This is a genomic window from Enterobacter asburiae, assembly GCA_011754535.1.
GTDB lineage: Bacteria > Pseudomonadota > Gammaproteobacteria > Enterobacterales > Enterobacteriaceae > Enterobacter > Enterobacter cloacae_N.
Genome location: JAAQVN010000001.1, coordinates 3,620,026 through 3,644,432 on the forward strand (window position 1 = coordinate 3,620,026; position 24,407 = coordinate 3,644,432).

The following is a 24,407-nucleotide window of genomic DNA, read 5'->3' on the forward strand; positions in this document are numbered from 1 at the left end:
AAGGAGCTAAAGATGTTTACACCCCCATTTATTCTGTCGATTGCCGGCGGCGGCAGCACCTACACGCCGGGTATTGTAAAAAGCCTGATGGTGCGCCTGCAGGATTTCCCGCTGGCCGAAATTCGCCTCTATGACATCGACGAAACGCGTCAGAACACCATTGCGCCCGTCGTCGAAAAGGTCATTCGCGACCACAGCCAGAGCATCAAATTTACCGTCACCAGTGACCCGGAAGTGGCCTTCAGCGGCGCGCATTTCGTCTTCGCCCAGATGCGCGTCGGCCAGTATAAAATGCGCGAGCAGGATGAGAAGATCCCGCTGCGTCACGGCGTGGTCGGCCAGGAGACCTGCGGCCCCGGCGGGCTGGCCTACGGACTGCGCACGATCCTGCCGATGGTCGAGCTTATCGATCTGGTGGATCGCTACGCGCATGAGAAGGCCTGGATCGTGAACTACTCCAACCCGGCGGCGATCGTCGCGGAAGGCGTGCGCCGCCTGCGCCCTAACGCGCGGGTGTTGAATATTTGCGATATGCCCGTCGCCGCCATGCGCAACATGGGCGCCATTCTGGGCGTGGATCGCCGCAGGCTGGAAGTGGACTATTTCGGCCTGAACCACTTCGGCTGGTTTATCCGCGTGCTGGTGGACGGCGAGGACAAGCTGCCGGCGCTGCGTAAGCATATCGCGAAGTTTGGCCTGCTGACGGAAGATGCGGCCAAAACCGATCCGCAGCACTCCGATCCGTCGTGGGTTAAAACCTGGCGCAACATCAAGCCGATTATGGATAACTTCCCGGAGTACCTGCCGAACCCGTACCTGCAGTACTACCTGATGCCGAACCAGATTGTGGAGCATCAGAACCCGGACTATACCCGTGCTAACGAAGTGATGAACGGGCGTGAGAAAAAACTTTTTGCTGCTGCTGAAGAGTACAAGCGCACCGGGATTTTACCGGATGCCTTCCACGTAGGCGTTCACGGTGAGTTTATCGTTGACGTAGCCTGTTCGCTGGCCTTTAACCTGCGCCAACGACATCTGGTGATGGTGGAAAACCGCGGGGCGATAACCAATCTGCCGTACGATGCGGTGGTGGAAGTGCCCGCCTATATCACCTCCGAAGGGCCGGAGCCTGTGCGCGTGGGGCAGGTGCCGCTGTTCCATCAGACTCTGCTGCAACAGCAGCTCGCCTCGGAACAGCTTCTGGTGGAGGCGACCATCGAGGGCAGCTATGAGAAAGCCCTGCAGGCGTTCACCCTCAACCGCACCGTGCCGACCATGGAACATGCGAAAGCGATTCTGGATGAGATGATCGAGGCCAACCGCGACTACTGGCCTGCGCTGCAAAAAGCCTGGCAGGACGGCGAACCGGTGAAAAAATAGGGGCTTGCTCGCGAGTTGAACGAGGTTTGCTTGTCGGTGTCAGAAAAAACACCGACAATCCTTTTTTACGGAAAAGAATGGAGGCAACCCATGTCCACCTCATATTTTGTCGCCGCCGACTGGCTGATTGAGCACGGCGACGATCCGGAAGTCCAGATTATTGACGCGCGTATGGCCCCGGCCGGGCAGGAACACCTTCGCGATATGGTCGCGGAATACCGTGCCGGACATCTGCCTGACGCGGTATTTTTTGATATCGAAGCCCTCTCCGATCGCAACTCTCCCCTGCCGCACATGCTGCCGCGCCCGGAAGCGTTTTCCGTGGCGATGCGCGAGCTGGGCGTCAGCAAAGACAAACATCTTGTTGTCTATGATGAAGGGAACCTCTTCTCCGCACCGCGCGCGTGGTGGATGCTGAAAAACTTTGGCGTGGAAAAAGTCTCGATTCTGGCGGGCGGGCTGGCGGGCTGGAAGCGCGACGAGCTGCCGCTCCAGCAGGGCGACGTAACGCTGCCGGAAGGGGAATTCGACGCGACGTTCGACGCTAACGTGGTGAAACGCCTGACCGACGTCCTGGTCGCGAGCCATGAAAAAACGGCGCAGATCGTCGATGCCCGACCTGCGCCTCGCTTTAATGCCGAAGCGGACGAGCCGCGTCCGGGGCTGAAGCGTGGACATATTCCGGGCGCGCTGAACGTGCCGTGGGGCGACCTGGTGTTTGAAGGCGAGCTGAAAACCACCGACGAGCTGCGCGCCATTTTTGACCGTGCTGGCGTGGATTTACATCGTCCGATTATTGCCAGCTGCGGCTCCGGCGTAACGGCCTGCGTAGTGATTCTGGCGCTTGCCACGCTCGGCGTAAGCGACGTCACGCTCTACGACGGCGCCTGGAGCGAATGGGGTGCGCGGGAAGATCTGCCTGTCGAACCCGCGAAATAATGGATAACCGCCTGGCCACGCTGTTAACGCGCGGAGCGTCATTGACCCGCGCGGAGTATCGCGTCCTCGCCCACCTCACGGAGCATCCGCTGCTGGTGGGCAACATCACGGTGCGAGAGCTGGCTAAGGCGACGTTTGTTTCGACCGCCACCATTATGCGGCTGTGTCAGAAGCTGGGTTTCAGCGGCTTCAGTGAATTTATCTGGCACTGCAAGCAACTGCTCTCCGACACGCCGCATATAGCCGCCGAGGCGCAATCCCTTCCTGAACTCCCGGCGCTGTTTAATCAGTTTATCGCCAACTATCAGCACACCTTCCAGTGGGTCACGCAGGAGAAGCGCCAGCAGTTTGCCGACCTCCTGCGCCAGAAAGAGAGCTTCTTTCTCTATGGCGCAGGGTTTTCCTATCTCTTTGCCGAGTACCTGACCAAGAAATTACAGGTACTGGGCAAAACGGCGTTCATCTCCGGGCCGGGGGACAGCCGTAATATATTTCTCAGCAACGCCGCGCGCTATCAGGTGTTTATTGCCGTCTCGCGCAGCGGCGAAACGGAGCAGGTGCTGGACAAAGCGCGGATTGCCAAAAACGTCGGCATGACCATCGTCGCGTTTACCCGCGCCTCGGCCAATACGCTGGCGGGGATGGCGGACGTGCACTTTGCCCTCTATGACGAAGCGGTACACTTCGCCGCCGAAGCCGCAGGAGTGACGTCGTTTGAGTCGAATCTGGTGCTGCTGATGGATTTACTGCTGCTGGAAGCAACGGGGTGAAACTCACCCCGCCGTAATCAGATAATGCGGTTTGTTTTTAGATCGCGCAGGAAGCCGCCCCAGCGACGCTCGTAGAACGGGGTGATGTGCTCGGTGATAAAGTGGCTGATGCCCTTCTCACCTTTCGTCACCTGACAGATATCGATCGGCTCGTCGCCCGGCAGCGTGTCGGTCGCCACGCTTCCCGCGGCCTGAATGATGTCGTCGATATCGCCGTCGGCTTCAATGCCAATCAGCAAAACAGGCTTTTCGTCAGCGCTCTCTTTGATAGAGCAGAGGAACGCGCGTCTTACTGGTTTCAGGGTTTTGAAGAGCGTGGTCAGAGAATCTATCATCTGCGCAGGCGGCTCAGCCACCTCAGACAGCAGCAGCGTTTCGCCCCCTTCCAGCACCTCCTGGGTACTGAGAGGGTTACCCTCTTCGCCAATCAGGTGGCTGATTTCACGCGGGGTGAATTCTTTCCCGGTTGGCAGCTTCGCGTTGAGGAACAGCGTCTGGCCCAGCGTCATTTCAAACAGGGTACGCACCGGCATTACCACGAACGCCTGTTCATCTTCTACCGCTTCCTGCAGGGCTTCCAGCGAGGTGAAGAACGGGATCACCGAAGAGCCGTCGTCTTTTTCCCAGTGCAGCAGATCCAGCGCGCTGTCTTCGACAACCTGCTCGCCTTCCGCCGCGGTGCCCGGCACCCAGACGGTGGACTCCAGCAGCGTGCGGAAAAATGCCGGACGGTGTGCGGGCTCGGTCGCCGCCTGCTCCAGCAGGGTTTCTAATTCGTTTTTGGTTTCGGACATAACAATTCCAGATGATGCATTTCCCCTCACCCCGGCCCTCTCCCACAGGGAGAGGGAGCAAACCATCCCCTCTCCCTGTGGGAGAGGGTTAGGGTGAGGGCAATAACGATTACTCAGCCGTCAGCAGGTTCGCCACGGTACGCACGCCCAGACCGGTCGCGCCCGCGGACCACTGCTCAACCGCCGCTTTACGGTAGGTTGCGGAGCAGTCGATGTGCAGCCAGCCTTCATGATAATTCTCAACGAAGTGAGACAGGAAGCCTGCGGCGGTGCTTGCCCCCGCCGGGTATGCAGCGCTCGCGGTGTTGTTCAGCTCGGCAAAGTTGGACGGCAGTTGGCTGCGGTGGAACTCGGCCAGCGGCAGACGCCAGAACGGTTCGTTTTCCGCAGCGGCGCTTGCCAGCAGGCGAGCGGCCAGCTTGTCATCGAAGCTGAACAGCGCATGGTAGTCATTACCCAGGGCGGTTTTCGCCGCGCCGGTCAGGGTTGCCATATCGATAATCAGCTCTGGTTTCTGGGCAGAGGCGTCGATCAGGCCATCGGCCAGCACCAGACGGCCTTCCGCGTCGGTGTTCATCACCTCAACGTTTTTGCCGTTGCGGTAGCGAATGATGTCGCCCAGCTTGAAGGCGTTGCCGCTGACCATGTTGTCCGCGCAGCACAGGTAGAGCTTCACGCGCTTGTTCAGACCGCGGGTGATGGCGAACGCCAGCGCGCCGGTGATGGTTGCCGCGCCGCCCATGTCGGACTTCATGGAATCCATGAACGCGCTCTGCTTCAGGCTGTAGCCTCCGGTATCAAAAGTGATGCCTTTCCCGACCAGGCAGGCAAAGACCGGCGCTTCTTTATCGCCGGTTGGGTTGTAATCCAGCGCCAGCAGGACCGGAGGTCGCTCAGAACCTCGGCCCACGGTGTGGATACCCATGTAGTTCTGCTCGCGCAGGTCTTCACCTTTGGTGATGCGGTAGGACATCTTGTCGCCCGCCACGCCGCACAGCAGGTCAACCGCGCGCTGCGCCAGCTGCTCCGGACCGAGCTCTTCCGCCGGAGCGTTAATGGTGTCGCGCACCCAGTCGATAATTTGCAGGCGGCTTTCCAGCTCTTTCTGACCGGCTTCGTCGAGGTTCGCCCACTCAATTTTGCGGGTGCCTTTTGGGCCTTTGTAGCCCGCCCAGAATGCCCAGCTGCGGTCGGTATCCCAGCCTTCACCTTCCAGGGACACATGCTTAATACCCAGGCCGTCAATTTTCCGCGCGGCGCGCTGGATCAGGGCCAGATCATCTTTGCCCGTCAGGTGCAGGGTAATACCATCGTTGTTGATGCTGTAGCTGGCTTTCTCGCCCCAGCGCGCGTCGGCTGGCTGCGTAGAGAGCGTAATCTTCATCGCTTCGGTCATTTTATTTATCCTTATTAGCAACTAGCAAACGGGCCGCCTGAAGGCAGCCCGTTTTGTTATTTATTCTGCTTCATCTAACCAGACTAACAGAATCGCCTCCAGAATTTTTTCATTGGATGCGTTTGGCTCGTCGTCGAAATCCTCTAAATCGCAGATCCACTGATGCATGTCGGTGAATCGTACGGTCTTCGGATCGAGATCCGGGTTCGCGTCGTAGAGCGCTTCGCCGATTTCACGGCTGTCTGTCCACTTTAGTCCCATATTAATGCTCGCGTGCGTGGTTGATGGTGTAGCGTGGGAATTCCACGACCAGATCTTCATCGGTCACCGCGGCCTGGCAGCTCAGGCGGCTGTCTGGCTCCAGACCCCATGCTTTATCCAGCATGTCGTCTTCGTCTTCGGTGCTCTCGGCGAGAGAGTCGAAACCTTCACGCACGATGCAGTGGCAGGTGGTGCAGGCACAGGATTTTTCACAGGCGTGTTCCACTTCGATACCTGCACGCAGGGCTACATCGAGAATGGTTTCACCGGTCTTCGCTTCCAGAACAGCGCCATCCGGACAGAGGTCCGCATGAGGCAAAATAACAATCTTTGGCATATTAAACCTCGTCCACGGACTGGCCTTTCAGCGCGACGCGGACAGATTTGTCCATGCGGCGAGCAGCGAAGTCCTGGGTTTGTTTATCAACGTTTTTAATGGCTTCTTCTATTGCGTCAGCGTCATCGCCAACTGCGACAGCGCTTAAGCGCGCGGCAGCGTCGTCAATCACCTGGCGCTCAGCGGCGCTTAACAGCGCGGCATCGGCAGCGAGCGCGCCGTTCAGGCTCTCCAGCACGCGGGCGGCTTCAACTTTTTGTTCAGCCAGCATACGCGCCTTCACATCCTGCTCGGCGTAGCTCATTGAGTCCTGAATCATGGAGGCGATTTCGCCATCGGTCAGGCCGTAGGACGGCTTCACCTGAATGGACGATTCCACGCCGGTCGATTTTTCCATCGCCGTGACGCTCAGCAGGCCGTCCGCATCTACCTGGAAGGTGACGCGAATATGCGCCCCGCCCGCCGGCAGCGCCGGAATGCCGCGCAGCGCAAAGCGCGCCAGAGAGCGGCAGTCCTGCACCAGCTCGCGCTCGCCCTGCATCACGTGGATGGACATTGCGGTCTGGCCGTCTTTGAAGGTGGTGAACTCCTGCGCACGCGCCACCGGAATGGTGGTGTTACGCGGGATCACTTTCTCCACCAGACCGCCCATGGTTTCTAAACCAAGGGACAGCGGGATGACGTCCAGCAGCAGCATTTCGCTGTCCGGCTTGTTGCCGACCAGAATATCGGCCTGGATTGCGGCGCCCACGGCAACCACTTTGTCCGGGTCGATGGAGGTCAGCGGCGTGCGGCCAAAGAATTCGCCCACGCGCTCGCGCACCAGCGGCACGCGGGTCGAACCGCCCACCATGACCACTTCCAGCACCTCGCTGGCCTCAACGCCCGCATCTTTCAGCGCGCGACGACAGGCCATCAGGGTGCGTTTTACCAGCGGGGCAATCAGGTCGTCGAACTGGTCGCGGGTAATGTCACCCTGCCAGCCCGCAACGTTTACGGTAACCGTCTGCGCATCGCTCAGGGCGATTTTGGCGTCGATAGCCGCATCCAGCAGTTCACGCTGCACGCGCGCATCGCTGCGATCGCTGATACCCGCCTGCTCGCGGATGTAGTCCGCCAGCAGATGGTCGAAGTCATCGCCGCCCAGCGCGGAATCCCCGCCTGTCGCCAGCACTTCAAACACCCCGCGGCTTAAGCGCAGGATCGAGATATCAAAGGTGCCGCCACCGAGATCGTAAACCGCAATGACCCCTTCCTGACCGGAGTCGAGGCCGTAGGCAATCGCCGCCGCCGTCGGTTCGTTCAGCAGGCGCAGTACGTGCAGGCCCGCCAGACGCGCCGCGTCTTTGGTGCCCTGACGCTGTGCATCGTCAAAATAAGCCGGAACGGTAATGACTACACCGTCCAGATCGCCGCCGAGCGTCGCCGTCGCGCGTGCCGCCAGCGCTTTGAGGATGTCGGAGGAAACACGAATCGGGTTCAGCAGACCGGCCGCGGTCGCGATCATCGGCAGGCCGTTTTCACTGGCCCGCAGCTGATACGGCAGATGCGGATAGCGGGTCTGAATATCGGTCAGCGAGCGGCCCATCATGCGCTTTACGGAGCTGATAGTGTTGGCCGGATCGCGCGCGGCGTTGGCGCGGGCGTCATAGCCGACCGCGTGACCCTGCTGCTGGTAGTGGACCACGGAAGGCAGCAGATGGCGGCCCTGCTCGTCGGCCAGCGTTTCCGCCTGGCCGCTGCGCACGGTTGCCACAAGGGAATTGGTGGTGCCGAGATCAATACCCACCGCCAGACGACGCTGGTGCGGTGCGGCACTTAAGCCAGGCTCACTAATTTGTAATAAGGCCATAATTGCTTCCGAAATTAAAAATCGAGCAGCTTTTCTTCGAGTTGTTCAGCACTGCTTCGCAGTTTATCGAGAAAACGGAGTTTGCGCACAGTGTCTGCCGCTACATCCCAGGTCTCGTTGTTCAGTTGCTCCACCATCTGCTGATGGCGGGTATCGAACATGCCCTTCACGCGCTTAATGAAGCTTTCCAGACGCGCTTCGTCTTTGGCCTGTTCAATCTCATCCAGCTCTTCGCGCAGCTCCAGCTGCTCCATCAGAAACGCCGTGTCGCGCACGGTGTGCTGCTCGCTCGCCAGGTCGAAACCGTGGAGCGAGAGCAGATACTCAGCGCGCGCCAGCGGATGGCGCAGCGTCTGCCAGGCCTGATTGATGGTGGCAGAGTGGGAAACCGCAGCCAGCTGTTCTGCCTGCGTCCCGCTGGCGAATTTATCCGGATGATACTGACGCTGCAGATCCTGAAAACGGATCGTCAGCGACTGGAGATCGATCGGGTATTGAGCGGGTAGTCCGAAGAGAGTGAAGTAATCCATAACAATCTCAGGGGTAGCCTGTTAGAACAAACCCCACGCGCAGAGATCCTGCGGTGGGGTTTCGGATGACGCGCGGTTAAACGTGGAAGCTTTCGCCGCAACCACACTCGTCTTTGACGTTCGGGTTCGTGAATTTGAACCCTTCGTTCAGGCCTTCTTTAACGAAGTCCAGCTGAGTGCCGTTGAGGAATTGCAGGCTTTTGCCATCGACCACCACCTTCACGCCCTTGTCTTCAAACACGGTGTCGTCAGAAGCCGGCTCGTCAACAAACTCCAGTACGTAAGCCATACCAGAACAGCCGGAGGTACGTACGCCCAGTCGCAGGCCAAAGCCTTTACCACGGTTCGCCAGAAAAGAGCTTACTCGCGCGGCAGCGCTGTCGCTAAGGGTAATCGACATACTCAAACCTCAATTATTTTGCTTCACGTTTGCTTTTATAATCCGCAATGGCGGCTTTGATCGCGTCTTCTGCCAGAATAGAACAGTGAATTTTCACCGGCGGCAGTTCGAGTTCTTCAGCAATATCCGTGTTCTTGATTGCCTGTGCTTCGTCCAGAGACTTGCCCTTCACCCATTCGGTGACCAGGGAGCTGGACGCAATTGCAGAACCGCAGCCGTAGGTCTTGAAACGCGCGTCTTCAATGATACCTTCATTGTTGACTTTAATCTGCAACTTCATCACGTCGCCACACGCCGGTGCGCCAACCATGCCGCTACCGACAGATTCGTCGCTGTTGTCAAAAGAGCCAACGTTGCGCGGGTTCTCGTAATGATCGATGACTTTTTCGCTGTATGCCATGATTGAATTCTCCTTATGTACCGATTAGTGATGTGACCATTCAATGCTGTTCAGATCCACGCCCTGCTTGAACATTTCCCACAGTGGAGAAAGGTCGCGCAGACGGCCAATGGAGTTGCGAACCAGCTTGATGGTGTAGTCAATCTCTTCTTCGGTAGTGAAACGACCTAAAGAGAAACGGATAGAGCTGTGTGCCAGCTCGTCGGTCATACCCAGCGCGCGCAGCACGTAGGATGGCTCCAGGCTTGCAGACGTACAGGCAGAACCGGAAGAAACGGCCAGGTCTTTCAGTGCCATAATCAGCGATTCGCCTTCAACATAGTTGAAGCTGACGTTGAGAATGTTTGGTGCGCCCTGCTCGAGATCGCCGTTCAGATACACTTCTTCCATATCTTTCACGCCGTCCCACAGACGGTTACGCAGCGTGCGCAGGCGCGCCATCTCGGTTTCCATCTCTTCTTTTGCAATGCGGTACGCTTCGCCCATGCCCACGATCTGGTGAACAGGCAGCGTGCCGGAACGCATGCCGCGCTCGTGACCGCCGCCGTGCATCTGTGCTTCGATGCGGATACGTGGCTTACGACGGACGTACAGCGCGCCGATTCCTTTCGGGCCATAGATTTTGTGGCCGGAGAAGGACATCAGGTCTACTTTCAGCTGGCTCAGGTCGATAGGCAGTTTGCCCACGCTCTGGGTCGCATCCACGTGGTAGATGATACCGCGCGCGCGGCACATTTCGCCGATGGTCGCGATGTCCTGAACGACACCGATTTCGTTGTTAACGTGCATGATGGAGACCAGAATGGTGTCATCACGCATGGCCGCTTCGAGCTCTTTCAGGTCGATGATCCCGTTGCTCTGCGGCGCCAGGTAAGTCACGTCGAACCCTTCACGCTCCAGCTGACGGCAGGTGTCCAGCACGGCTTTGTGTTCGGTTTTGCTGGTGATGATGTGCTTGCCTTTTTTCTGATAAAAGTTGGCTGCACCTTTGATCGCCAGGTTGTCGGATTCGGTCGCACCGGAGGTGAAAACAATCTCACGCGGGTCGGCACCCACCAGGTCAGCAATCTGATTACGGGCGATATCCACCGCCTCTTCAGCATGCCAGCCAAAACGGTGTGAACGGGAAGCTGGGTTACCAAAGTTTCCGTCCAGGGTCAGACACTGCATCATTTTCTCGGCAACACGCGGGTCCACCGGCGTGGTTGCGGAGTAATCGAGATAAATCGGTAATTTCATTGCTCTTTAAACTCCGTACATCGCTTCAATGCAAGGAATCAGGCAACCGGCTGGATGTACGACCGAGTACGCGGGGCGTGACCGCCCCGGCCTGATTCTGAAATACTTATCGTTTTATTACGCGCGTAATTTGACGTCGATAGCGTCCTGCGCGCGGGTGCTGCGTTGTGAATCATGGCTGTGCTGACGGCCTGATACGTCCAGAACTTCCTGGTTATTCACCAGTTCACCGAGGGTGATATTGTTCAGGAAGCCCGTCAGACGGTCGCTCAGATCGCGCCACAGCGCGTGGGTCAGGCACTTATCGCCACCCTGGCAGCCGCCTTTACCCTGGCAACGGGTCGCGTCCACGGATTCGTCAACGGCGCTAATCACTTCACCAACCGCAATACTGCCCGCGTCTTTACCCAGCAGATAACCGCCGCCCGGGCCACGAACGCTGGAAACCAGTCCATTTTTACGCAGTCTGGAGAACAGCTGTTCCAGGTAAGAGAGGGAGATCCCTTGTCGTTCAGAAATATCAGCCAACGGAACCGGGCCCGCTTCGGAGTTGAGCGCAACGTCCAGCATCGCGGTCACGGCATAACGCCCTTTAGATGTCAGTCTCATGTCTTACTTAACCTCAAACTCGCCCCTGCCCGGGGTTTTTTATTGTAAAATGGGGGTATTGCATAGCAGGGCCAAGTCTGACATTCCTGACTAAAATGGTCAACTATTTACTTGACTGTTTTAGTCAGGTATTTAACCTTCCGTGCCGTATTGCCTGGGTTCGGCCTGATGCCCTCACCCCGGCCCTCTCCCACGGGGAGAGGGAGAAAACAAACCGGCACTACTCTTTATTTTTCTGCTCAATCGACGCCAGAATTCCGCGCAGGATGTTCAGCTCCTGGCTTTCCGGGCGCGCGCGGGTGAACATACGGCGCAGCTTGTTCATCACCTGACCCGGGTGGCCTTCACGGATGAAACCGGTAGAGAGCAGCGTCTGCTCCAGGTGGCCGTAGAAACGCTCAAGGTCGTCCACCAACGGATAGGCCGTCTCTTCTTTCGGTTCTGCCTGCTTTTCCTGCGTCGCCAGCCACGCCATACGCACTTCGTAGGCGATAACCTGCACCGCCATCGCCAGGTTCAGCGAGCTGTATTCCGGGTTGGCGGCAATCGCAACGTGGTAGTGGCACTTCTGCAGTTCGTCGTTGGTCAGGCCAACTCGCTCGCGGCCAAACACCAGCGCAACTGGCGCCTGTTCTGCTTCTGAGACACTTTTCAGGCCGCATTCGCGCGGGTCCAGCATCGGCCACGGCAGCGTGCGGGAGCGCGCGCTGGTACCGACAACGAGGCTACAGCCGGCCAGCGCTTCGTCGAGGGTATCGACGATCTGGGCGTTGCCGATCACGTCGCTTGCCCCGGCCGCCAGAGCGATAGCCTGAGAGTCGGGCTTCACTAGCGGGTTAACCAGCCAGAGGTTCGTTAAGCCCATGGTTTTCATAGCGCGGGCAACGGAGCCCATGTTGCCGGTGTGCGATGTTTCGACCAGCACGATTCGAATGTTTTGCAGCATAATTTTTAGATGTCTGGATTCAGTGTCTGAAGAATATTCGGGCATATTATCATAAACGGGAGACATAATCCGATCCCGCTGCTATACTCTGCGCCGATTTTCCTGTTCTTTAACATCCAGTGAGAGAGACCGATGCATCCGATGCTGACCATCGCCGTGCGCGCAGCGCGCAAGGCGGGTAACGTAATTGCCAAACACTACGAAACGCCAGACTCCGTAGAAACCAGCCAGAAAGGCAGCAATGATTTCGTGACTAACGTCGATAAAGCCGCAGAAGCGATTATTATCGAAACGATCCGCAAATCTTACCCGCAGCACACCATCATCACCGAAGAAAGCGGTGAACATGAAGGTACCGATCAGGATGTTCAATGGGTTATCGATCCACTGGATGGCACCACCAACTTCGTCAAACGCCTGCCACACTTCTCTGTGTCAATTGCAGTACGCATTAAAGGCCGTACTGAAGTCGCCGTTGTTTATGATCCAATGCGTAACGAACTGTTCACCGCTACCCGTGGCCAGGGCGCACAGCTGAACGGCTACCGTCTGCGCTGCAGCAACGCACGCGACCTGGACGGTACCATTCTAGCGACCGGCTTCCCGTTCAAGGCGAAGCAGCACGCTACCACCTATATGAATATCCTGGGCAAGCTGTTCACCGAATGCGCGGACTTCCGTCGTACCGGCTCTGCTGCGCTGGATCTGGCCTACGTTGCCACCGGCCGCGTTGACGGTTACTTCGAACTGTCACTGAAGCCGTGGGACTTCGCGGCGGGCGAGCTGATCGCACGTGAAGCAGGCGCGATTGTTTGCGACTTCACCGGCGGCCATAACTATATGTCTACCGGCAACATCGTTGCGGGTAACCCACGCGTTGTTAAAGCCATGCTGGCCAACATGCGTGACGAGCTGAGCGATGCGCTGAAGCGTTAATCCGCTCACCCCAGCCCTCTCCCCAAAGGGGAGAGGGTGTTAAACGGCACCGTACTCACCCACATCGTCACCGCCGCCACCAGCAGAATCACCCCGCCCGCCAGCGCGAGCGTTGTCCATCCTACCTGCCGCCACAGCACCGGCGTTTTATTGCCGCTGAGTTTGACCGCCAGCTGACGGAAGCTGTGTACCAGCAGCGCTAAAGACGAAATGGTGAGAGACGTCCCTGCCGCCATCGCCAGCGCCGAGAGCATGCCCCAGCCGAACACACCAATCACTTTACTGAACAGCAGCACCATGATGGCCCCCGAGCACGGGCGCATCCCCATAGAGAGAACTATCATCAGCCGCGCGCGCCAGTCGTCACCGCTCTGTAATTGATCCTGCGTCGGCAGGTGCTGATGCCCGCAGCCGCAGTGTTCATCATGAACGTGGTGCGGCGTAAAGGTTTTGAATTTGGGCTTTTGCAGCAGCGCGCGCAGCTTTTTCAGCGCCCGCCAGCAGAGGATCAGCCCCAGCACGCCCACCAGCGCATAGCTGACCTTCTCCAGCCAGAAGCTGCTCATGTGAAGCTGGCGCGCGGGAAGCTGTAATAGCGAAAGCACAACCACCACCAGCGCTATCGCCACGCCCCCCTGAAGCAGCGAAGAGGCCAGCGTCAGGCCAATGCTCGATTTCAGCTTCGACGGATGGGTCGCAAGCCAGGTGGTTATGACGATTTTACCGTGCCCCGGACCCAGCGCGTGCAGCACGCCGTAGATGAAGCTGAACGCCAGCAGAGAACCGCCCGCCCTGGTCGGATTCTCCGCCACCGCCTTCAGCAGCCCGCTCATCTGCTGGTTGACCTCACGCTGCCAGATGATGCTTTTCATCATCACCTGCGGCCAGGCCTGCCACAGCCAGAGCGAACCGCCGAAGGCAAACAGTAAAAAGAGCGCCAGCGGCCAGAGGTGCAACCAGCGGCGCGGTTTTCGTACCGGAGAGGAGATCACTGACATTGTAACGTTACCTTCTGTGCGAACTGTTTACCCAGTTCCATGTCCTCCGGCGGCGCATCTTCCTTATCGAGAGAGACCGCAAAGTTCAGCGTCTCTTCGCTGGGCTTCGGGGTATGAACCGCAATTTTGCAGGTTTTTTGCAACGATGCCGGAAGCTGAACGTCGCGCTCTTCGGCATAGCTCATGTCCACGTAGTACGTTGGGTCAAAGGTGGAAAACGTATAGGTTTGTCCTGCCAGCGGCTGCGGGTGCGCCAGCGGGAGCACGAATGTCAGCACCGCCTGATGCCCGTCGCGGGACATGCCGTATTCTGTCGGGCGATTGAGGAACTTCACCTTTTGTCCGTTATGCCAGAACTCGGTGAAGTAGTGCTGACCCAACACGTTGGCCATCACTTCCGCCGCCAGCTTTTTCCAGATTTCGTCGCCGGGCTTCGCGTTGCCCGCATCATAAAGCAGATCCGCCGAGGTGATTTCATCCATCGTCCAGCGCATTTTCAGGCCGCTCAATTGCGTGCCGTCGGTGACCAGCTCGGTTTTCAGGCTGATAAAACTGTGAGGATGCGCGCTGGCGGTAAAGGTGATAACCGCCAAAAATAACGCCATCGCATTTTGTTTAACTGTCCGCATCAATTCCTCACGTCAAAAATTCTGTGATGTTCCCCAGCAATCCTGAGTGAAAGGCCTGCCGGCGCGCTTTTCAGCGCCCATCCTTTAGCTATTCTTATCAAACATTCACACTGGATACCCGACAGATGATGACGACGCTTGAAATTCCATCTGTGCTTTCCAGTTCGCAGCGCCGCTGCCAGGTGCTTTTAATGCTTTACCTGCCCGATGCTGCCGTCACCGCACAGAGCATAATCGCTGCCAACGGCGTGGACGACGTCATGGCACGGCAAGATATAGCCGAGACGCGCGATGAAATCCAGCGCTATCACCGGCTGGATATCGTTACGCACCACGACGGCAGCTACCGAATTGAAGGCACTGCCCTGAATCAGCGTTTGTGCCTGCTGCACTGGCTGCGCAGGGCGCTCCGCCTTTGCCCACAGTTTGTCTTGCACCAGTTTACGCCAGCCTTAAAAACCGCGCTTAAACAGCACGGTATCGCGCGGCCGCTTTACGACGATGCGAACCTGCGGGCGCTGATCGGCTTCTGCTCACGCAAGCTGCAGCGCCAGTTTGAATGCCGCGACGTCCAGTTCTTACAGCTCTATTTACAATACTGCCTCATCCAGCATCACTTAGGAAACACGCCGCAGTTTTCGCATGCCCAGCGCAGCTGGACCCAGTCGCGGGGAGAGTATTTTACGGCACAGGAGATTGTCCGCCACTGGAAGCGGCGCGTGCCGCAGGGCGCGCACGTAGATGAGCAACTGTTTCTGGCGCTGCTGTTTATGATGCTCCGCACGCCCGATCCGGTGCTCGATAAACACCAGCAGGATCAGCGTTTGCGCCGCGCCATCGTGCGCATGGTGGCCCGTTTTCGCTCCCAGACCGGGATGAACTTCAGCGACGAGCAGGGGCTGACCGATCAGCTGTATATCCATCTGGCTCAGGCGCTGGACCGCTCCCTGTTTGAGATCGGCATCGACAATAGCCTGCCCGAGGAAATTCACCGTCTCTATCCCCGGCTGTTACGCACAACGAAAGAGGCGCTGTTTGAGCTGGAGGCGGAGTTTGGCCTGCGTTTTTCCGATGAGGAGATGGCGCTCGTGGCGGTCATTTTTGGCGCCTGGCTGATGCAGGAGACCGACCTGCATGAAAAACAGGTGGTGCTGCTGACCGGGGAGGATAAATCCTGCGAGGAGATAATTGAACAGCAGCTGCGCGAGTTGACGCTGCTGCCGCTCAATATTCGCTATCTGACCCTGCAGGCGTTTCAGAAAGAGGGGGCGCCGCGCGAAGCCGCGCTGGTTATCACCCCCTACCCTACGGCCCTGCCGCTGTTCTCGCCGCCGCTGATCCACGCGGTTGAATCACTGAACGCGCAGCAGCAAGAACATATTCGCGCCATGCTGGAATCGTAGTTACGTCCGCGCGGCCACTTTTGGTCGAACAAACATCGCCGGGAGCGCCACCAGCGCCATGACCCAGAACACGCCGTGTCCAAGATGCTGGTAGAGGAAGCCCGCAAATACCGTCATCACTGCAATGCTGCCGCCCATCGCCACCGCAGAATAGACCGCCTGAAGACGAATCACGTCCCCGCCCTCACGCGCAGCGATATAGCGCATCGCCGCCAGATGACACACGGTGAACGTGCCGCAGTGAAGAATCTGCGCCAAAATCAGCCACGGCAGTTCCGTTGTCCAGCCCATAATGCCCCAGCGAACCACGCCGCACACCGCGGAAAGCAGCAGCAGGTCGCGCGCGCCAAAGCGGCGGAACAGCTTCTTGCTCAGGGCGAAAATAATGACTTCTGCCACCACGCCCAGCGACCACAGGTAACCGACCGCAGAGGCAGAGTAGCCCGCCCCCTGCCAGTAGATAGCGCTGAAGCCATAATACGCCGCATGCGCCCCCTGAAGCAGACAGACGCACGCCAGAAAACGCCAGCTCTGTGCCACCAGGCTCCGCCAGGCGGGCCAGCCGGCGCTCTCCTGATGGCGACTCTCCCCTTGCGGCATCACCGACGGGCGCAGCAGCATCCCAAGCAGCATCGAGGCTATCCCGATACTGAGCAAAGCCAGAATCGCACGGTAGTCGTAAAGGCTGACCAGTTTCCCCACCAGCGCCGAGCCGATCACGAAGGCAATCGAGCCCCACAGGCGCACGCGCCCATAGTCCATGGTGATCTGCTTTTGCCAGGTGTTCGCCAGGGCATCCGTCAGGGGTACCAGCGGTGAGAAGAACAGGTTAAAGCCGACCATCACCACCATCAGCCAGGCAAACTGGTGGCTGACCCAGAAGCAGGCCGCAAAGACCAGCGTTAGCAGCGCCAGAATACGCACCGCTTTTATTAGTAGGGAGGGATCGCTGACGCGGGGTGCAATCAGCAGGCTACCAAGGAAACGAGCCACCAGCCCCGCGCCCAGCAGGATACCGATGGTTTCTGGGGTCAAACCAATTCCCTTGAGCCAGACGCTCCAGAAAGGCAGAAAAATACCGTAGCTAAAAAAGTAGGTGAAGTAGCTGAGCGCCAGCCAGCGCGTGGAATGCAAGACCATGAATCCCTCCCGAAATGGAGGCCATAGTCTGGCGAGAATATAAAAATTAAGCAAGTAGATAGCCTGCTATAAATTAACGAAAAATTAACATATCGAGCAGTCGTCTGGCTTATGGCAGGGAATGAAAATGTGTATTACGTTTAAATTACTCCACTTGCAGAGGTATTTCTGCCATGAACTCACTACGTTATCTCGACTTTGGTCAGTCGCGTCATCTGCTGCTGTTGATTGGGCGTATCGCACTTGTCGTACTGTTTATTATCTTTGGTTACCCGAAACTGACAGGATTTAGCGGCACCGTACAGTATATGACCTCGCTGGGTACGCCGATGCCCATGCTGGCGGCCATTATTGCGGTGGTGATGGAAGTGCCTGCCGCCATCCTGATCGTGCTGGGCTTTTTCACCCGCCCTCTTGCGGTTCTCTTTGTCTTCTATACGTTGGGCACGGCGATCATCGGTCACCACTACTGGGATATGACCGGTGATGCGGTTGTGCCGAATATGATTAATTTCTACAAGAACGTCAGTATTGCTGGCGCCTTTATTTTGCTGGCGATAGTCGGGCCTGGGGCCATTTCCCTGGATCGGCGTTAAGCCCAAAAAAAAGGCCGCAAGCGCGGCCTTTTTTATTTCTGCAAAGCAGAGGAATTATGCGTATACCGGGAAGCGTGCGCAGATATCCAGAACTTTACCTTTAACGCGCTCGATAACCGCTTCGTCATTGATGTTGTCCAGAACGTCACACATCCAGCCAGCCAGCTCTTTCACTTCCGCTTCTTTAAAGCCGCGGCGAGTGACGGCCGGAGAACCGATACGGATACCCGAGGTCACGAACGGGCTCTTCGGATCGTTTGGCACGCTGTTTTTGTTCACGGTGATGTTGGCGCGGCCCAGAGCGGCGTCAGCTTCTTTACCGGTCAGGTTTTTATCAACCAGATCCAGCAGGAACAGGTGGTTTTCAGTCCCGCCGGAAACCACTTTGTAGCCACGGTTCAGGAAAACTTCCACCATCGCTTTAGCGTTCTTAGCAACCTGCTGCTGGTAAACCTTGAACTCTGGCTCCATCGCTTCTTTCAGCGCTACCGCTTTTGCCGCGATAACGTGCATCAGCGGGCCGCCCTGCGCGCTTGGGAACACGGCGGAGTTCAGTTTTTTGTACAGCTCTTCGTCACCGCCTTTCGCCAGGATAAGGCCACCGCGTGGACCTGCCAGGGTTTTGTGGGTGGTGGTGGTCACAACGTGAGCGTGTGGAACCGGGTTCGGGTAAACGCCTGCGGCAATCAGGCCCGCAACGTGCGCCATGTCAACGAACAGGTAAGCACCGATGCTGTCCGCGATTTCACGCATTTTTGCCCAGTCAACGATACCGGAGTAAGCGGAGAAGCCGCCGATGATCATCTTCGGCTTGTGCTCTTTAGCCTGCTTCGCCATGTCTTCGTAGTCAATTTTACCGGACTCATCAATACCGTAAGGGATGATGTTGTACAGTTTGCCGGAGAAGTTAACCGGGGAGCCGTGAGTCAGGTGGCCGCCCTGCGCCAGATTCATACCTAAAACGGTATCGCCCGGCTGCAGCAGTGCGGTGTAAACCGCGAAGTTAGCCTGGGAGCCGGAGTGCGGCTGGACGTTTGCGTAGTCAGCGCCAAAGAGTGCTTTAGCACGGTCGATAGCCAGCTGCTCTACGATATCAACGTACTCGCAACCACCGTAGTAGCGCTTGCCCGGATAACCTTCAGCGTATTTGTTGGTCAGCTGAGAGCCCTGCGCCTGCATCACGCGCGGGCTGGTGTAGTTTTCGGAGGCGATCAGTTCGATGTGCTCTTCCTGACGTACTTTTTCCTGCTCCATAGCCTGCCACAGTTCGGCATCATAATCGGCAATGTTCATTTCACGCTTTAACATCCGCATCTCCTGACTCAGCTAACAAGTAAATTTTGGCCTGAAAAGGCAGTCCTGTTGGACGACGGGCAACAGTATAACTGAATAGTTCTGTGATAACAGGTCTTGACAAACGATTTTACGCAAACGTTTTCCTTCACGCCACGCAAGGGTTTGAGGAATAAAGATCTCGCTATTTACAGCGGATTTCTTTTCAGGTTTGTGATGCATATTTTTCATCTTGCAAAGAACCATTTACAAAGCATGGGTATTTTTTATAAGATGCATTTAAAATACATCATTAAAGTGACATCAGAAGGAAGCTGCCATGCTCGACGCTCAAACCATCGCTACCGTTAAAGCCACCATTCCCCTGCTGGTGGAAACCGGCCCTAAACTTACCGCCCATTTCTACGATCGCATGTTTACGCACAACCCGGAGCTCAAAGAGATTTTCAACATGAGCAACCAGCGTAACGGCGATCAGCGTGAAGCGCTTTTCAACGCCATCGCGGCCTACGCCAGCAATATCGAAAACCTGGCGGCGTTGCTGCCCGCGGTGGAAAAAATCGCGCAGAAACACACCAGCTTCCAGATCCAACCCGAGCAGTACAATATCGTCGGCGGCCACCTGCTGGCGACGCTGGACGAAATGTTCAGCCCGGGCCAGGAAGTGCTGGACGCGTGGGGTAAAGCCTATGGCGTACTGGCAAACGTATTTATCAACCGTGAATCGCAGATCTACAGCGAAAACGCCAGCAAGAACGGCGGCTGGGAAGGCACTCGCGCCTTCCGCATCGTCGAGAAAACGCCGCGCAGCGCATTAATCACCAGCTTTGAATTTGAGCCGGTGGACGGACAGCCGGTGGCCGATTACCAGCCGGGCCAGTATCTGGGCGTATGGCTGAAGCCTGAAGGCTTCCCGCACCAGGAGATCCGCCAGTATTCTCTGACCCGCAAGCCAAACGGCAAAGGCTACCGCATTGCGGTGAAGCGCGAGGACGGCGGTCAGGTTTCCAACTGGCTGCACAACGAAGCTAACGTGGGCGACGTGGTTCATCTGGCCGCGCCGGCGGGCGATTTCTTTATGGCCGTCGAAGCCAATACCCCGGTCACGCTGATCTCTGCGGGTGTCGGCCAAACGCCTATGCTGGCGATGCTCGATACCCTGGCGAAAGCAAACCACGGTGCGCAGGTCAACTGGTTCCATGCTGCGGAAAACGGCGACGTGCACGCCTTTGCGGATGAAGTGAATGCGCTGGGGGCGTCCCTGCCGCGTTTCACCGCAAATACCTGGTATCGCCTGCCGACGGAAGCAGACCGCGCAGCCGCACGGTTTGACAGCGAAGGTCTGATGAACTTAAGCCAGATGGAAGTGGCGTTTAGCGCGCCGGACATGCAGTTCTACGTCTGTGGGCCGGTGGCGTTTATGCAGTATGCCGCGAAGCAGCTGGTTGAGCTGGGCGTAAATAAAGACCACATTCATTACGAATGTTTCGGGCCGCATAAGGTGCTGTAATGAAAAAGCCCCTCGTTCGAGGGGCTTTTTTTCGCCGGGTGGCGGCTTCACCTTACCCGGCCTGGCAAATCTTTTTTTAAATCGCCGCGTCGTCTTCTTCACCGGTACGGATACGGATCACGCGCGCCACGTCAAAGACAAAGATTTTCCCGTCGCCAATTTTGCCCGTCTGCGCCGTGCGGATAATGGTATCCACGCAGGTATCGACGATATCGTCGCTGACCACGATTTCAATTTTCACTTTCGGCAGAAAGTCGACCATGTACTCTGCGCCACGATAAAGCTCGGTGTGGCCCTTCTGACGACCAAAACCTTTCACTTCCGTCACGGTCATCCCGGTGATGCCGACTTCCGCCAGCGCTTCACGTACATCATCCAGTTTGAAAGGTTTAATAATCGCATCAATCTTTTTCATGGTGGGTCCTTAAACTCTTGCCTGTAAGCTGCTTCGTAATCGGTTGCTCACAGTACCATACGGCACTACTCTTTAAAATCGTTTGCTTCCAGCTCGTGGCGTGAGAGCAGCTTATAGAACTCTGTACGGTTGCGTCCGGCCATCCGCGCCGCGTGGGTCACGTTGCCTTTGGTTATCTGCAGCAGCTTGCGCAGATAGTTCAGTTCGAACTGATTCCGCGCTTCGGCAAACGTCGGCAAGGCCGTGTTTTCCCCTTCCAGCGCCTGCTCCACCAGCGCGTCGCTGATAACCGGTGAGGAGGTCAGCGCCACGCACTGCTCAATCACGTTCACCAGCTGGCGCACGTTACCCGGCCAGCTTGCGGCCATCAGCCGCTTCATCGCATCCGTCGAAAAGGCGCGCACGAACGGTTTATGGCGATCGGCCGCCTGGCGCAAAAGGTGATTCGCCAGCAGCGGAATATCTTCCGCACGCTCCGCCAGCGCCGGTAACTTCAGGTTCACCACGTTCAGGCGGTAGTAGAGATCTTCTCGGAACTCGTTGCGGGCCATCACTTTTGGCAAGTCGCGGTGGGTGGCGGAAATGATTCGCACGTTAATATCAATATCGCGATTGCTGCCCAGCGGGCGCACTTTACGCTCCTGAAGCACGCGCAGCAGTTTGACCTGCAGCGGCGCGGGCATGTCGCCAATCTCGTCGAGGAACAGCGTGCCGCCTTCTGCAGCCTGGAACAGCCCTTCCCGGCTGCTCACCGCGCCGGTAAATGCGCCGCGGGCATGGCCAAAAAGTTCAGATTCAAGAAGCTGCTCTGGCAGGGCACCGCAGTTAATGGCGATGAAGGCGTTTTTGCTGCGCGGGCTGGCGTTGTGGATCGCCTGCGCCAGGATCTCTTTCCCGGTTCCACTTTGACCATTAATCAGCACGCTAACGTCTGACTGTGCGACCATTCGCGCCTGCTCAAGCAGACGCAGCATTATCGGGCTGCGGGTGACAATAGATTCACGCCATGCGTCGTCGCCGGAGGGCGCGGCGTGCTCCAGCGCGCTGTCTATAGCTTTGTAAAGCGCGTCTTTATCTACCGGCTTGGTGAGGAAGCTGAATACGCCCTGCTGGGTTGCGGCAACGGCATCCGGGATTGACCCGTGCGCCGTCAGGATAATCACCGGCATGCCCGGCTGCTGCTTCTGGATTTCGGCGAACAGCTGCATGCCATCCATTTCGTCCATCCGCAGGTCGCTGATCACCAGGTCAATCTTCTCGCGGCTGAGGACCTTCAGCCCCTCCTGCCCGCTTTCCGCGGTCACCACGGTGTAGCCTTCACTCACCAGACGCATCCCCAGCAGCTTTAACAGGCCGGGATCGTCATCCACCAGTAAGAGATGGGCTGGTTTACGGCTCGTCATGCTTCACATCCTCTTGTTTCGGCATATCGCTGTCCGGTGCAGCAGATGAACTACCTGGCTGATATTTACGCGACGAGAGCTGCCTTTCGATATCGGTCAGGTTTTCCAGCTTGCGCGTCGTGGTATCCAGCTGGCTACGTAAATGTTGCTGCTGTTGGCGCAGCGTATCAAGCTCGCTGTCGGTTGACTGTTGCAGCTTGCTGTAGCGGGAGCGCTCTTCAGACAGCTGCAACTGTAACGTCTGCCCGTCCCGCCAGAGCTGGTAGACCGGGCGCACCTGTGCGGGAAGATTGATCACAAACGTGTCCAGCCGGGTCACGTTGGCCCGACGTTCAACGGGGGTAATTTTCGCATCGGCCAGTAAAATCCCACGCTTGAAAGCGTCCTGCCAGGTGTCCTCATCCAGCATCGCCGCCTTCGAGCGGGCGTCTACCGGCGCAAGCCGCTGAGCGCAATCTATTCCGCGCAGCCAGAACAGCGGGTTATTTTCGACGTCATGCCCTGACAGATTCCAGATATCGTCACAGCGGGTAGAGAGGAAATCCGCCAGCTGGTTATCGGGCCATTTATCTTCTTGTTTACCGCTTATCGCACTTTGCGGCGCATGGGAAACGCACCCAGCCAGAACTAAACAGGGCAGACTCAGGCGACCCGCTTTGCTGGAAAACACCGCGCGTATGGCGCGGAAAAAGACGTGTGACATACTCACCAGATATAGATTCATTTTATTAATTTTTCCGGCTCAGGGGCAGTTCAATACGGAAGCAAACATCTGAACGTTCGTCCGTGGCAATGTTTAGCTCACCCTGCATGCGTCGTATGCAGTCCCGGGCGATGCTTAAGCCCAGACCGCTTCCTTTTACCGCACCTTTCCGCTGATGACTCCCCTGGAAAAAGGGTTCGAAGATCATGGTTTTTTCGTCATCGGGGATAGGGGTGCCGGTGTTTGCGACGTCAATAAACACCCGGGAACCCTTCGTATAACTTCTGATATAAATGTTACCGGATTCAGTACCATAGTGCACCGCATTGGAGTATAGATTGTCCAGAACGCTCATTAATAGCATGGGTTCAGCGAGACAGGTCGGTGCATTCAGCTCTACCCCGGTATGCATCATTTTAGCTCTTGCCGGCAAGCTATGGGCGGAGATCACCATATCCACCAGCGGCTCAATTTCCACCTCTTCCAGCACGACCGCCCCATCAGCCAGCTTGCGGTTGTAATCCAGAAGCTGCTCAATGAGCTTTTGCAGGTTGCGGCTGCTGGCGTCCAGAATCTCGACAATCTCTTTCTGCTCCGGCGTAAGCGGTCCTGCCACCTCGTCCGCCAGCAGCTCCGTTCCTTCACGCATGCTGGCCAGCGGGGTTTTCAACTCATGAGAGATATGGCGCAGGAACTGGTGGCGCTGGGATTCCAGCCACGCCAGGCGCTCGGATAGCCAGATAATGCGCTGGCCGACGGATCGCAGCTCGCGAGGACCTTTAAAGGCAACCGTATCCCCGAGCGATTTCCCCTCCCCCAGGCGGTTGATCATACGCTGAATACCCTTCACCGGGCCGATGATCATGCGGGTAAAGAGCAGCACCAGCCCGAGGCTCACCAGGAACAGCACCAGCGCCTGCCATCCGAAGAACTGGCCGCGCTCGGCAATCTCCTGCTGTAGCTGCTGGCCGCGAGAGAAAATTACCGTCCGCGTGGATTGCACCATTTCGGTATTGGCGGCAGCAAAGGCTTCAAGGCGCGCGGCGGCAGCCGCATCCGGGCCGCTGTTATGGCACTGCAGCTGCGCGAGATCGTTCAGATCCTGACGTAGTGCCTGATAGAGCCTGTCGTCCGGCAGCACGCCCGCGTGGGCATCCAGCATTTCGCTGTAGCGCTTGCGCTGGCTCTGGTACACCTTCTCCAGCGTCCGATCGTCGAGCACACAGTACTGACGATAGCTACGCTCCATCTCCAGCGCGGCGTTGGTCATCGCTTCACTGCGTCTGGCGTCGATAAGCGTGGTGCGGTTCGTCAGTGCCGCCTGGGCACTCAGCGCGTTCAGGCTCTGCCACGCCTGCCAGGCGAGGATCAGCAATGGCAGCAGGATCAGCAGAAAGGCCATCATCACGAGCTGTCGCAGGGAGCGGGGAAAAACGGGCCAGCGTTTCAACGCATTACTCTCTTCATGGGGGTTTACGGAGAGCGTAACTGAGTCTGCCCTTCAGATACAACAAAGCCGGGTAAAAAC

The 24,407-nt window shown here is 57.4% G+C and carries 26 protein-coding genes; 7 read left to right on the forward strand and 19 right to left on the reverse strand.

Annotation, left to right across the window (positions count from 1 at the left end; translation table 11 throughout):
• Window positions 1-12 precede the first annotated feature (12 nt).
• The 3 genes from HBM95_17085 (at window position 13) to HBM95_17095 (ending at window position 3,089) form a co-directional block, all read left to right on the forward strand.
• Window positions 13-1,380 carry a 6-phospho-alpha-glucosidase gene (locus HBM95_17085; GenBank protein ID NIH44635.1) on the forward strand — a complete coding sequence of 456 codons (1,368 nt, stop codon included), beginning with the start codon at window positions 13-15 and terminating at the stop codon, window positions 1,378-1,380.
• 90 nt (window positions 1,381-1,470) lie between these two features.
• Complete coding sequence (gene sseA, locus HBM95_17090) at window positions 1,471-2,319, forward strand: 3-mercaptopyruvate sulfurtransferase (protein ID NIH44636.1); 849 nt, start codon at window positions 1,471-1,473, stop codon at window positions 2,317-2,319.
• Window positions 2,319-3,089 (forward strand): MurR/RpiR family transcriptional regulator, encoded by a 771-nt coding sequence (locus HBM95_17095; GenBank protein ID NIH44637.1) that lies wholly within the window; start codon window positions 2,319-2,321, stop codon window positions 3,087-3,089. The genes sseA and HBM95_17095 overlap by 1 nt, the downstream gene beginning before the upstream one ends.
• Before the next feature lie 17 nt (window positions 3,090-3,106).
• Here the strand turns inward: HBM95_17095 and sseB are convergent, their stop codons facing one another.
• The 11 genes from sseB to trmJ form a co-directional block, all read right to left on the reverse strand.
• The gene (sseB, locus tag HBM95_17100; protein NIH44638.1) at window positions 3,107-3,883 is read right to left on the reverse strand and encodes an enhanced serine sensitivity protein SseB; all 777 of its coding nucleotides are present in this window, start codon (window positions 3,881-3,883) and stop codon (window positions 3,107-3,109) included.
• A 109-nt stretch (window positions 3,884-3,992) separates the two neighbouring features.
• The gene (pepB, locus tag HBM95_17105; protein NIH44639.1) at window positions 3,993-5,279 is read right to left on the reverse strand and encodes an aminopeptidase PepB; all 1,287 of its coding nucleotides are present in this window, start codon (window positions 5,277-5,279) and stop codon (window positions 3,993-3,995) included.
• Window positions 5,280-5,339: 60 nt separating this feature from the next.
• Entirely contained in the window at window positions 5,340-5,540 is a 201-nt protein-coding gene (iscX, locus tag HBM95_17110) for a Fe-S cluster assembly protein IscX (protein ID NIH44640.1), read from the reverse strand.
• A 1-nt stretch (window position 5,541) separates the two neighbouring features.
• Window positions 5,542-5,877: an ISC system 2Fe-2S type ferredoxin gene (gene fdx, locus HBM95_17115; protein ID NIH44641.1), complete on the reverse strand. Its 336-nt coding sequence runs from the start codon at window positions 5,875-5,877 to the stop codon at window positions 5,542-5,544.
• A gap of 1 nt (window position 5,878) precedes the next feature.
• Window positions 5,879-7,729 (reverse strand): Fe-S protein assembly chaperone HscA, encoded by a 1,851-nt coding sequence (gene hscA, locus HBM95_17120; GenBank protein NIH44642.1) that lies wholly within the window; start codon window positions 7,727-7,729, stop codon window positions 5,879-5,881.
• A gap of 14 nt (window positions 7,730-7,743) precedes the next feature.
• Complete coding sequence (gene hscB, locus HBM95_17125) at window positions 7,744-8,259, reverse strand: co-chaperone HscB (protein ID NIH44643.1); 516 nt, start codon at window positions 8,257-8,259, stop codon at window positions 7,744-7,746.
• 76 nt (window positions 8,260-8,335) lie between these two features.
• Window positions 8,336-8,659 carry an iron-sulfur cluster assembly protein IscA gene (gene iscA / locus HBM95_17130; GenBank protein ID NIH44644.1) on the reverse strand — a complete coding sequence of 108 codons (324 nt, stop codon included), beginning with the start codon at window positions 8,657-8,659 and terminating at the stop codon, window positions 8,336-8,338.
• Window positions 8,660-8,672: 13 nt separating this feature from the next.
• Window positions 8,673-9,059, reverse strand: a complete 387-nt coding sequence (iscU, locus tag HBM95_17135; protein NIH44645.1) for a Fe-S cluster assembly scaffold IscU — start codon at window positions 9,057-9,059, stop codon at window positions 8,673-8,675.
• 24 nt (window positions 9,060-9,083) lie between these two features.
• Window positions 9,084-10,298, reverse strand: coding sequence for a cysteine desulfurase (gene iscS, locus HBM95_17140; GenBank protein NIH44646.1), 1,215 nt, complete (start codon window positions 10,296-10,298; stop codon window positions 9,084-9,086).
• Window positions 10,299-10,415: 117 nt separating this feature from the next.
• Window positions 10,416-10,907 carry a Fe-S cluster assembly transcriptional regulator IscR gene (gene iscR, locus HBM95_17145; protein NIH44647.1) on the reverse strand — a complete coding sequence of 164 codons (492 nt, stop codon included), beginning with the start codon at window positions 10,905-10,907 and terminating at the stop codon, window positions 10,416-10,418.
• A gap of 220 nt (window positions 10,908-11,127) precedes the next feature.
• Window positions 11,128-11,853 (reverse strand): tRNA (cytosine(32)/uridine(32)-2'-O)-methyltransferase TrmJ, encoded by a 726-nt coding sequence (gene trmJ / locus HBM95_17150; protein NIH44648.1) that lies wholly within the window; start codon window positions 11,851-11,853, stop codon window positions 11,128-11,130.
• A gap of 132 nt (window positions 11,854-11,985) precedes the next feature.
• On the opposite strand from trmJ, the gene suhB reads away from it, so the two are divergent.
• Window positions 11,986-12,789, forward strand: coding sequence for an inositol-1-monophosphatase (gene suhB / locus HBM95_17155; protein NIH44649.1), 804 nt, complete (start codon window positions 11,986-11,988; stop codon window positions 12,787-12,789).
• Between the two features lie 5 nt (window positions 12,790-12,794).
• Here the strand turns inward: suhB and HBM95_17160 are convergent, their stop codons facing one another.
• Both HBM95_17160 and HBM95_17165 read right to left on the reverse strand, forming a co-directional pair.
• On the reverse strand, window positions 12,795-13,787 hold the full coding sequence (locus HBM95_17160) for a nickel/cobalt transporter (GenBank protein ID NIH44650.1): 993 nt from the start codon (window positions 13,785-13,787) through the stop codon (window positions 12,795-12,797).
• Window positions 13,778-14,416, reverse strand: a complete 639-nt coding sequence (locus tag HBM95_17165; protein NIH44651.1) for a DUF1007 family protein — start codon at window positions 14,414-14,416, stop codon at window positions 13,778-13,780. The genes HBM95_17160 and HBM95_17165 overlap by 10 nt, the downstream gene beginning before the upstream one ends.
• A gap of 125 nt (window positions 14,417-14,541) precedes the next feature.
• Here HBM95_17165 and csiE point away from each other — a divergent pair, with 125 nt between their 5' ends.
• Window positions 14,542-15,819 (forward strand): stationary phase inducible protein CsiE, encoded by a 1,278-nt coding sequence (gene csiE / locus HBM95_17170; GenBank protein NIH44652.1) that lies wholly within the window; start codon window positions 14,542-14,544, stop codon window positions 15,817-15,819.
• Here the strand turns inward: csiE and HBM95_17175 are convergent, their stop codons facing one another.
• Complete coding sequence (locus tag HBM95_17175) at window positions 15,820-16,959, reverse strand: 3-phenylpropionate MFS transporter (protein ID NIH44653.1); 1,140 nt, start codon at window positions 16,957-16,959, stop codon at window positions 15,820-15,822. It abuts the gene before it with no gap.
• Between the two features lie 173 nt (window positions 16,960-17,132).
• Here HBM95_17175 and HBM95_17180 point away from each other — a divergent pair, with 173 nt between their 5' ends.
• Complete coding sequence (locus HBM95_17180) at window positions 17,133-17,555, forward strand: DoxX family protein (GenBank protein ID NIH44654.1); 423 nt, start codon at window positions 17,133-17,135, stop codon at window positions 17,553-17,555.
• Window positions 17,556-17,609: 54 nt separating this feature from the next.
• Here HBM95_17180 and HBM95_17185 read toward each other — a convergent pair whose 3' ends face one another.
• Window positions 17,610-18,863, reverse strand: coding sequence for a serine hydroxymethyltransferase (locus HBM95_17185; GenBank protein ID NIH44655.1), 1,254 nt, complete (start codon window positions 18,861-18,863; stop codon window positions 17,610-17,612).
• A 304-nt stretch (window positions 18,864-19,167) separates the two neighbouring features.
• On the opposite strand from HBM95_17185, the gene hmpA reads away from it, so the two are divergent.
• Window positions 19,168-20,358, forward strand: a complete 1,191-nt coding sequence (gene hmpA, locus HBM95_17190) for an NO-inducible flavohemoprotein (protein ID NIH44656.1) — start codon at window positions 19,168-19,170, stop codon at window positions 20,356-20,358.
• 76 nt (window positions 20,359-20,434) lie between these two features.
• Here hmpA and glnB read toward each other — a convergent pair whose 3' ends face one another.
• The 4 genes from glnB to qseE all read right to left on the reverse strand — a co-directional run bounded on the left by glnB (window position 20,435) and on the right by qseE (window position 24,329).
• The gene (gene glnB, locus HBM95_17195) at window positions 20,435-20,773 is read right to left on the reverse strand and encodes a nitrogen regulatory protein P-II (GenBank protein ID NIH44657.1); all 339 of its coding nucleotides are present in this window, start codon (window positions 20,771-20,773) and stop codon (window positions 20,435-20,437) included.
• 65 nt (window positions 20,774-20,838) lie between these two features.
• On the reverse strand, window positions 20,839-22,176 hold the full coding sequence (gene glrR / locus HBM95_17200) for a two-component system response regulator GlrR (protein NIH44658.1): 1,338 nt from the start codon (window positions 22,174-22,176) through the stop codon (window positions 20,839-20,841).
• Window positions 22,163-22,900, reverse strand: a complete 738-nt coding sequence (qseG, locus tag HBM95_17205; protein NIH44659.1) for a two-component system QseEF-associated lipoprotein QseG — start codon at window positions 22,898-22,900, stop codon at window positions 22,163-22,165. The genes glrR and qseG overlap by 14 nt, the downstream gene beginning before the upstream one ends.
• A 4-nt stretch (window positions 22,901-22,904) precedes the next feature.
• Window positions 22,905-24,329 (reverse strand): two component system sensor histidine kinase QseE/GlrK, encoded by a 1,425-nt coding sequence (gene qseE / locus HBM95_17210; protein NIH44660.1) that lies wholly within the window; start codon window positions 24,327-24,329, stop codon window positions 22,905-22,907.
• Window positions 24,330-24,407 lie beyond the last annotated feature (78 nt).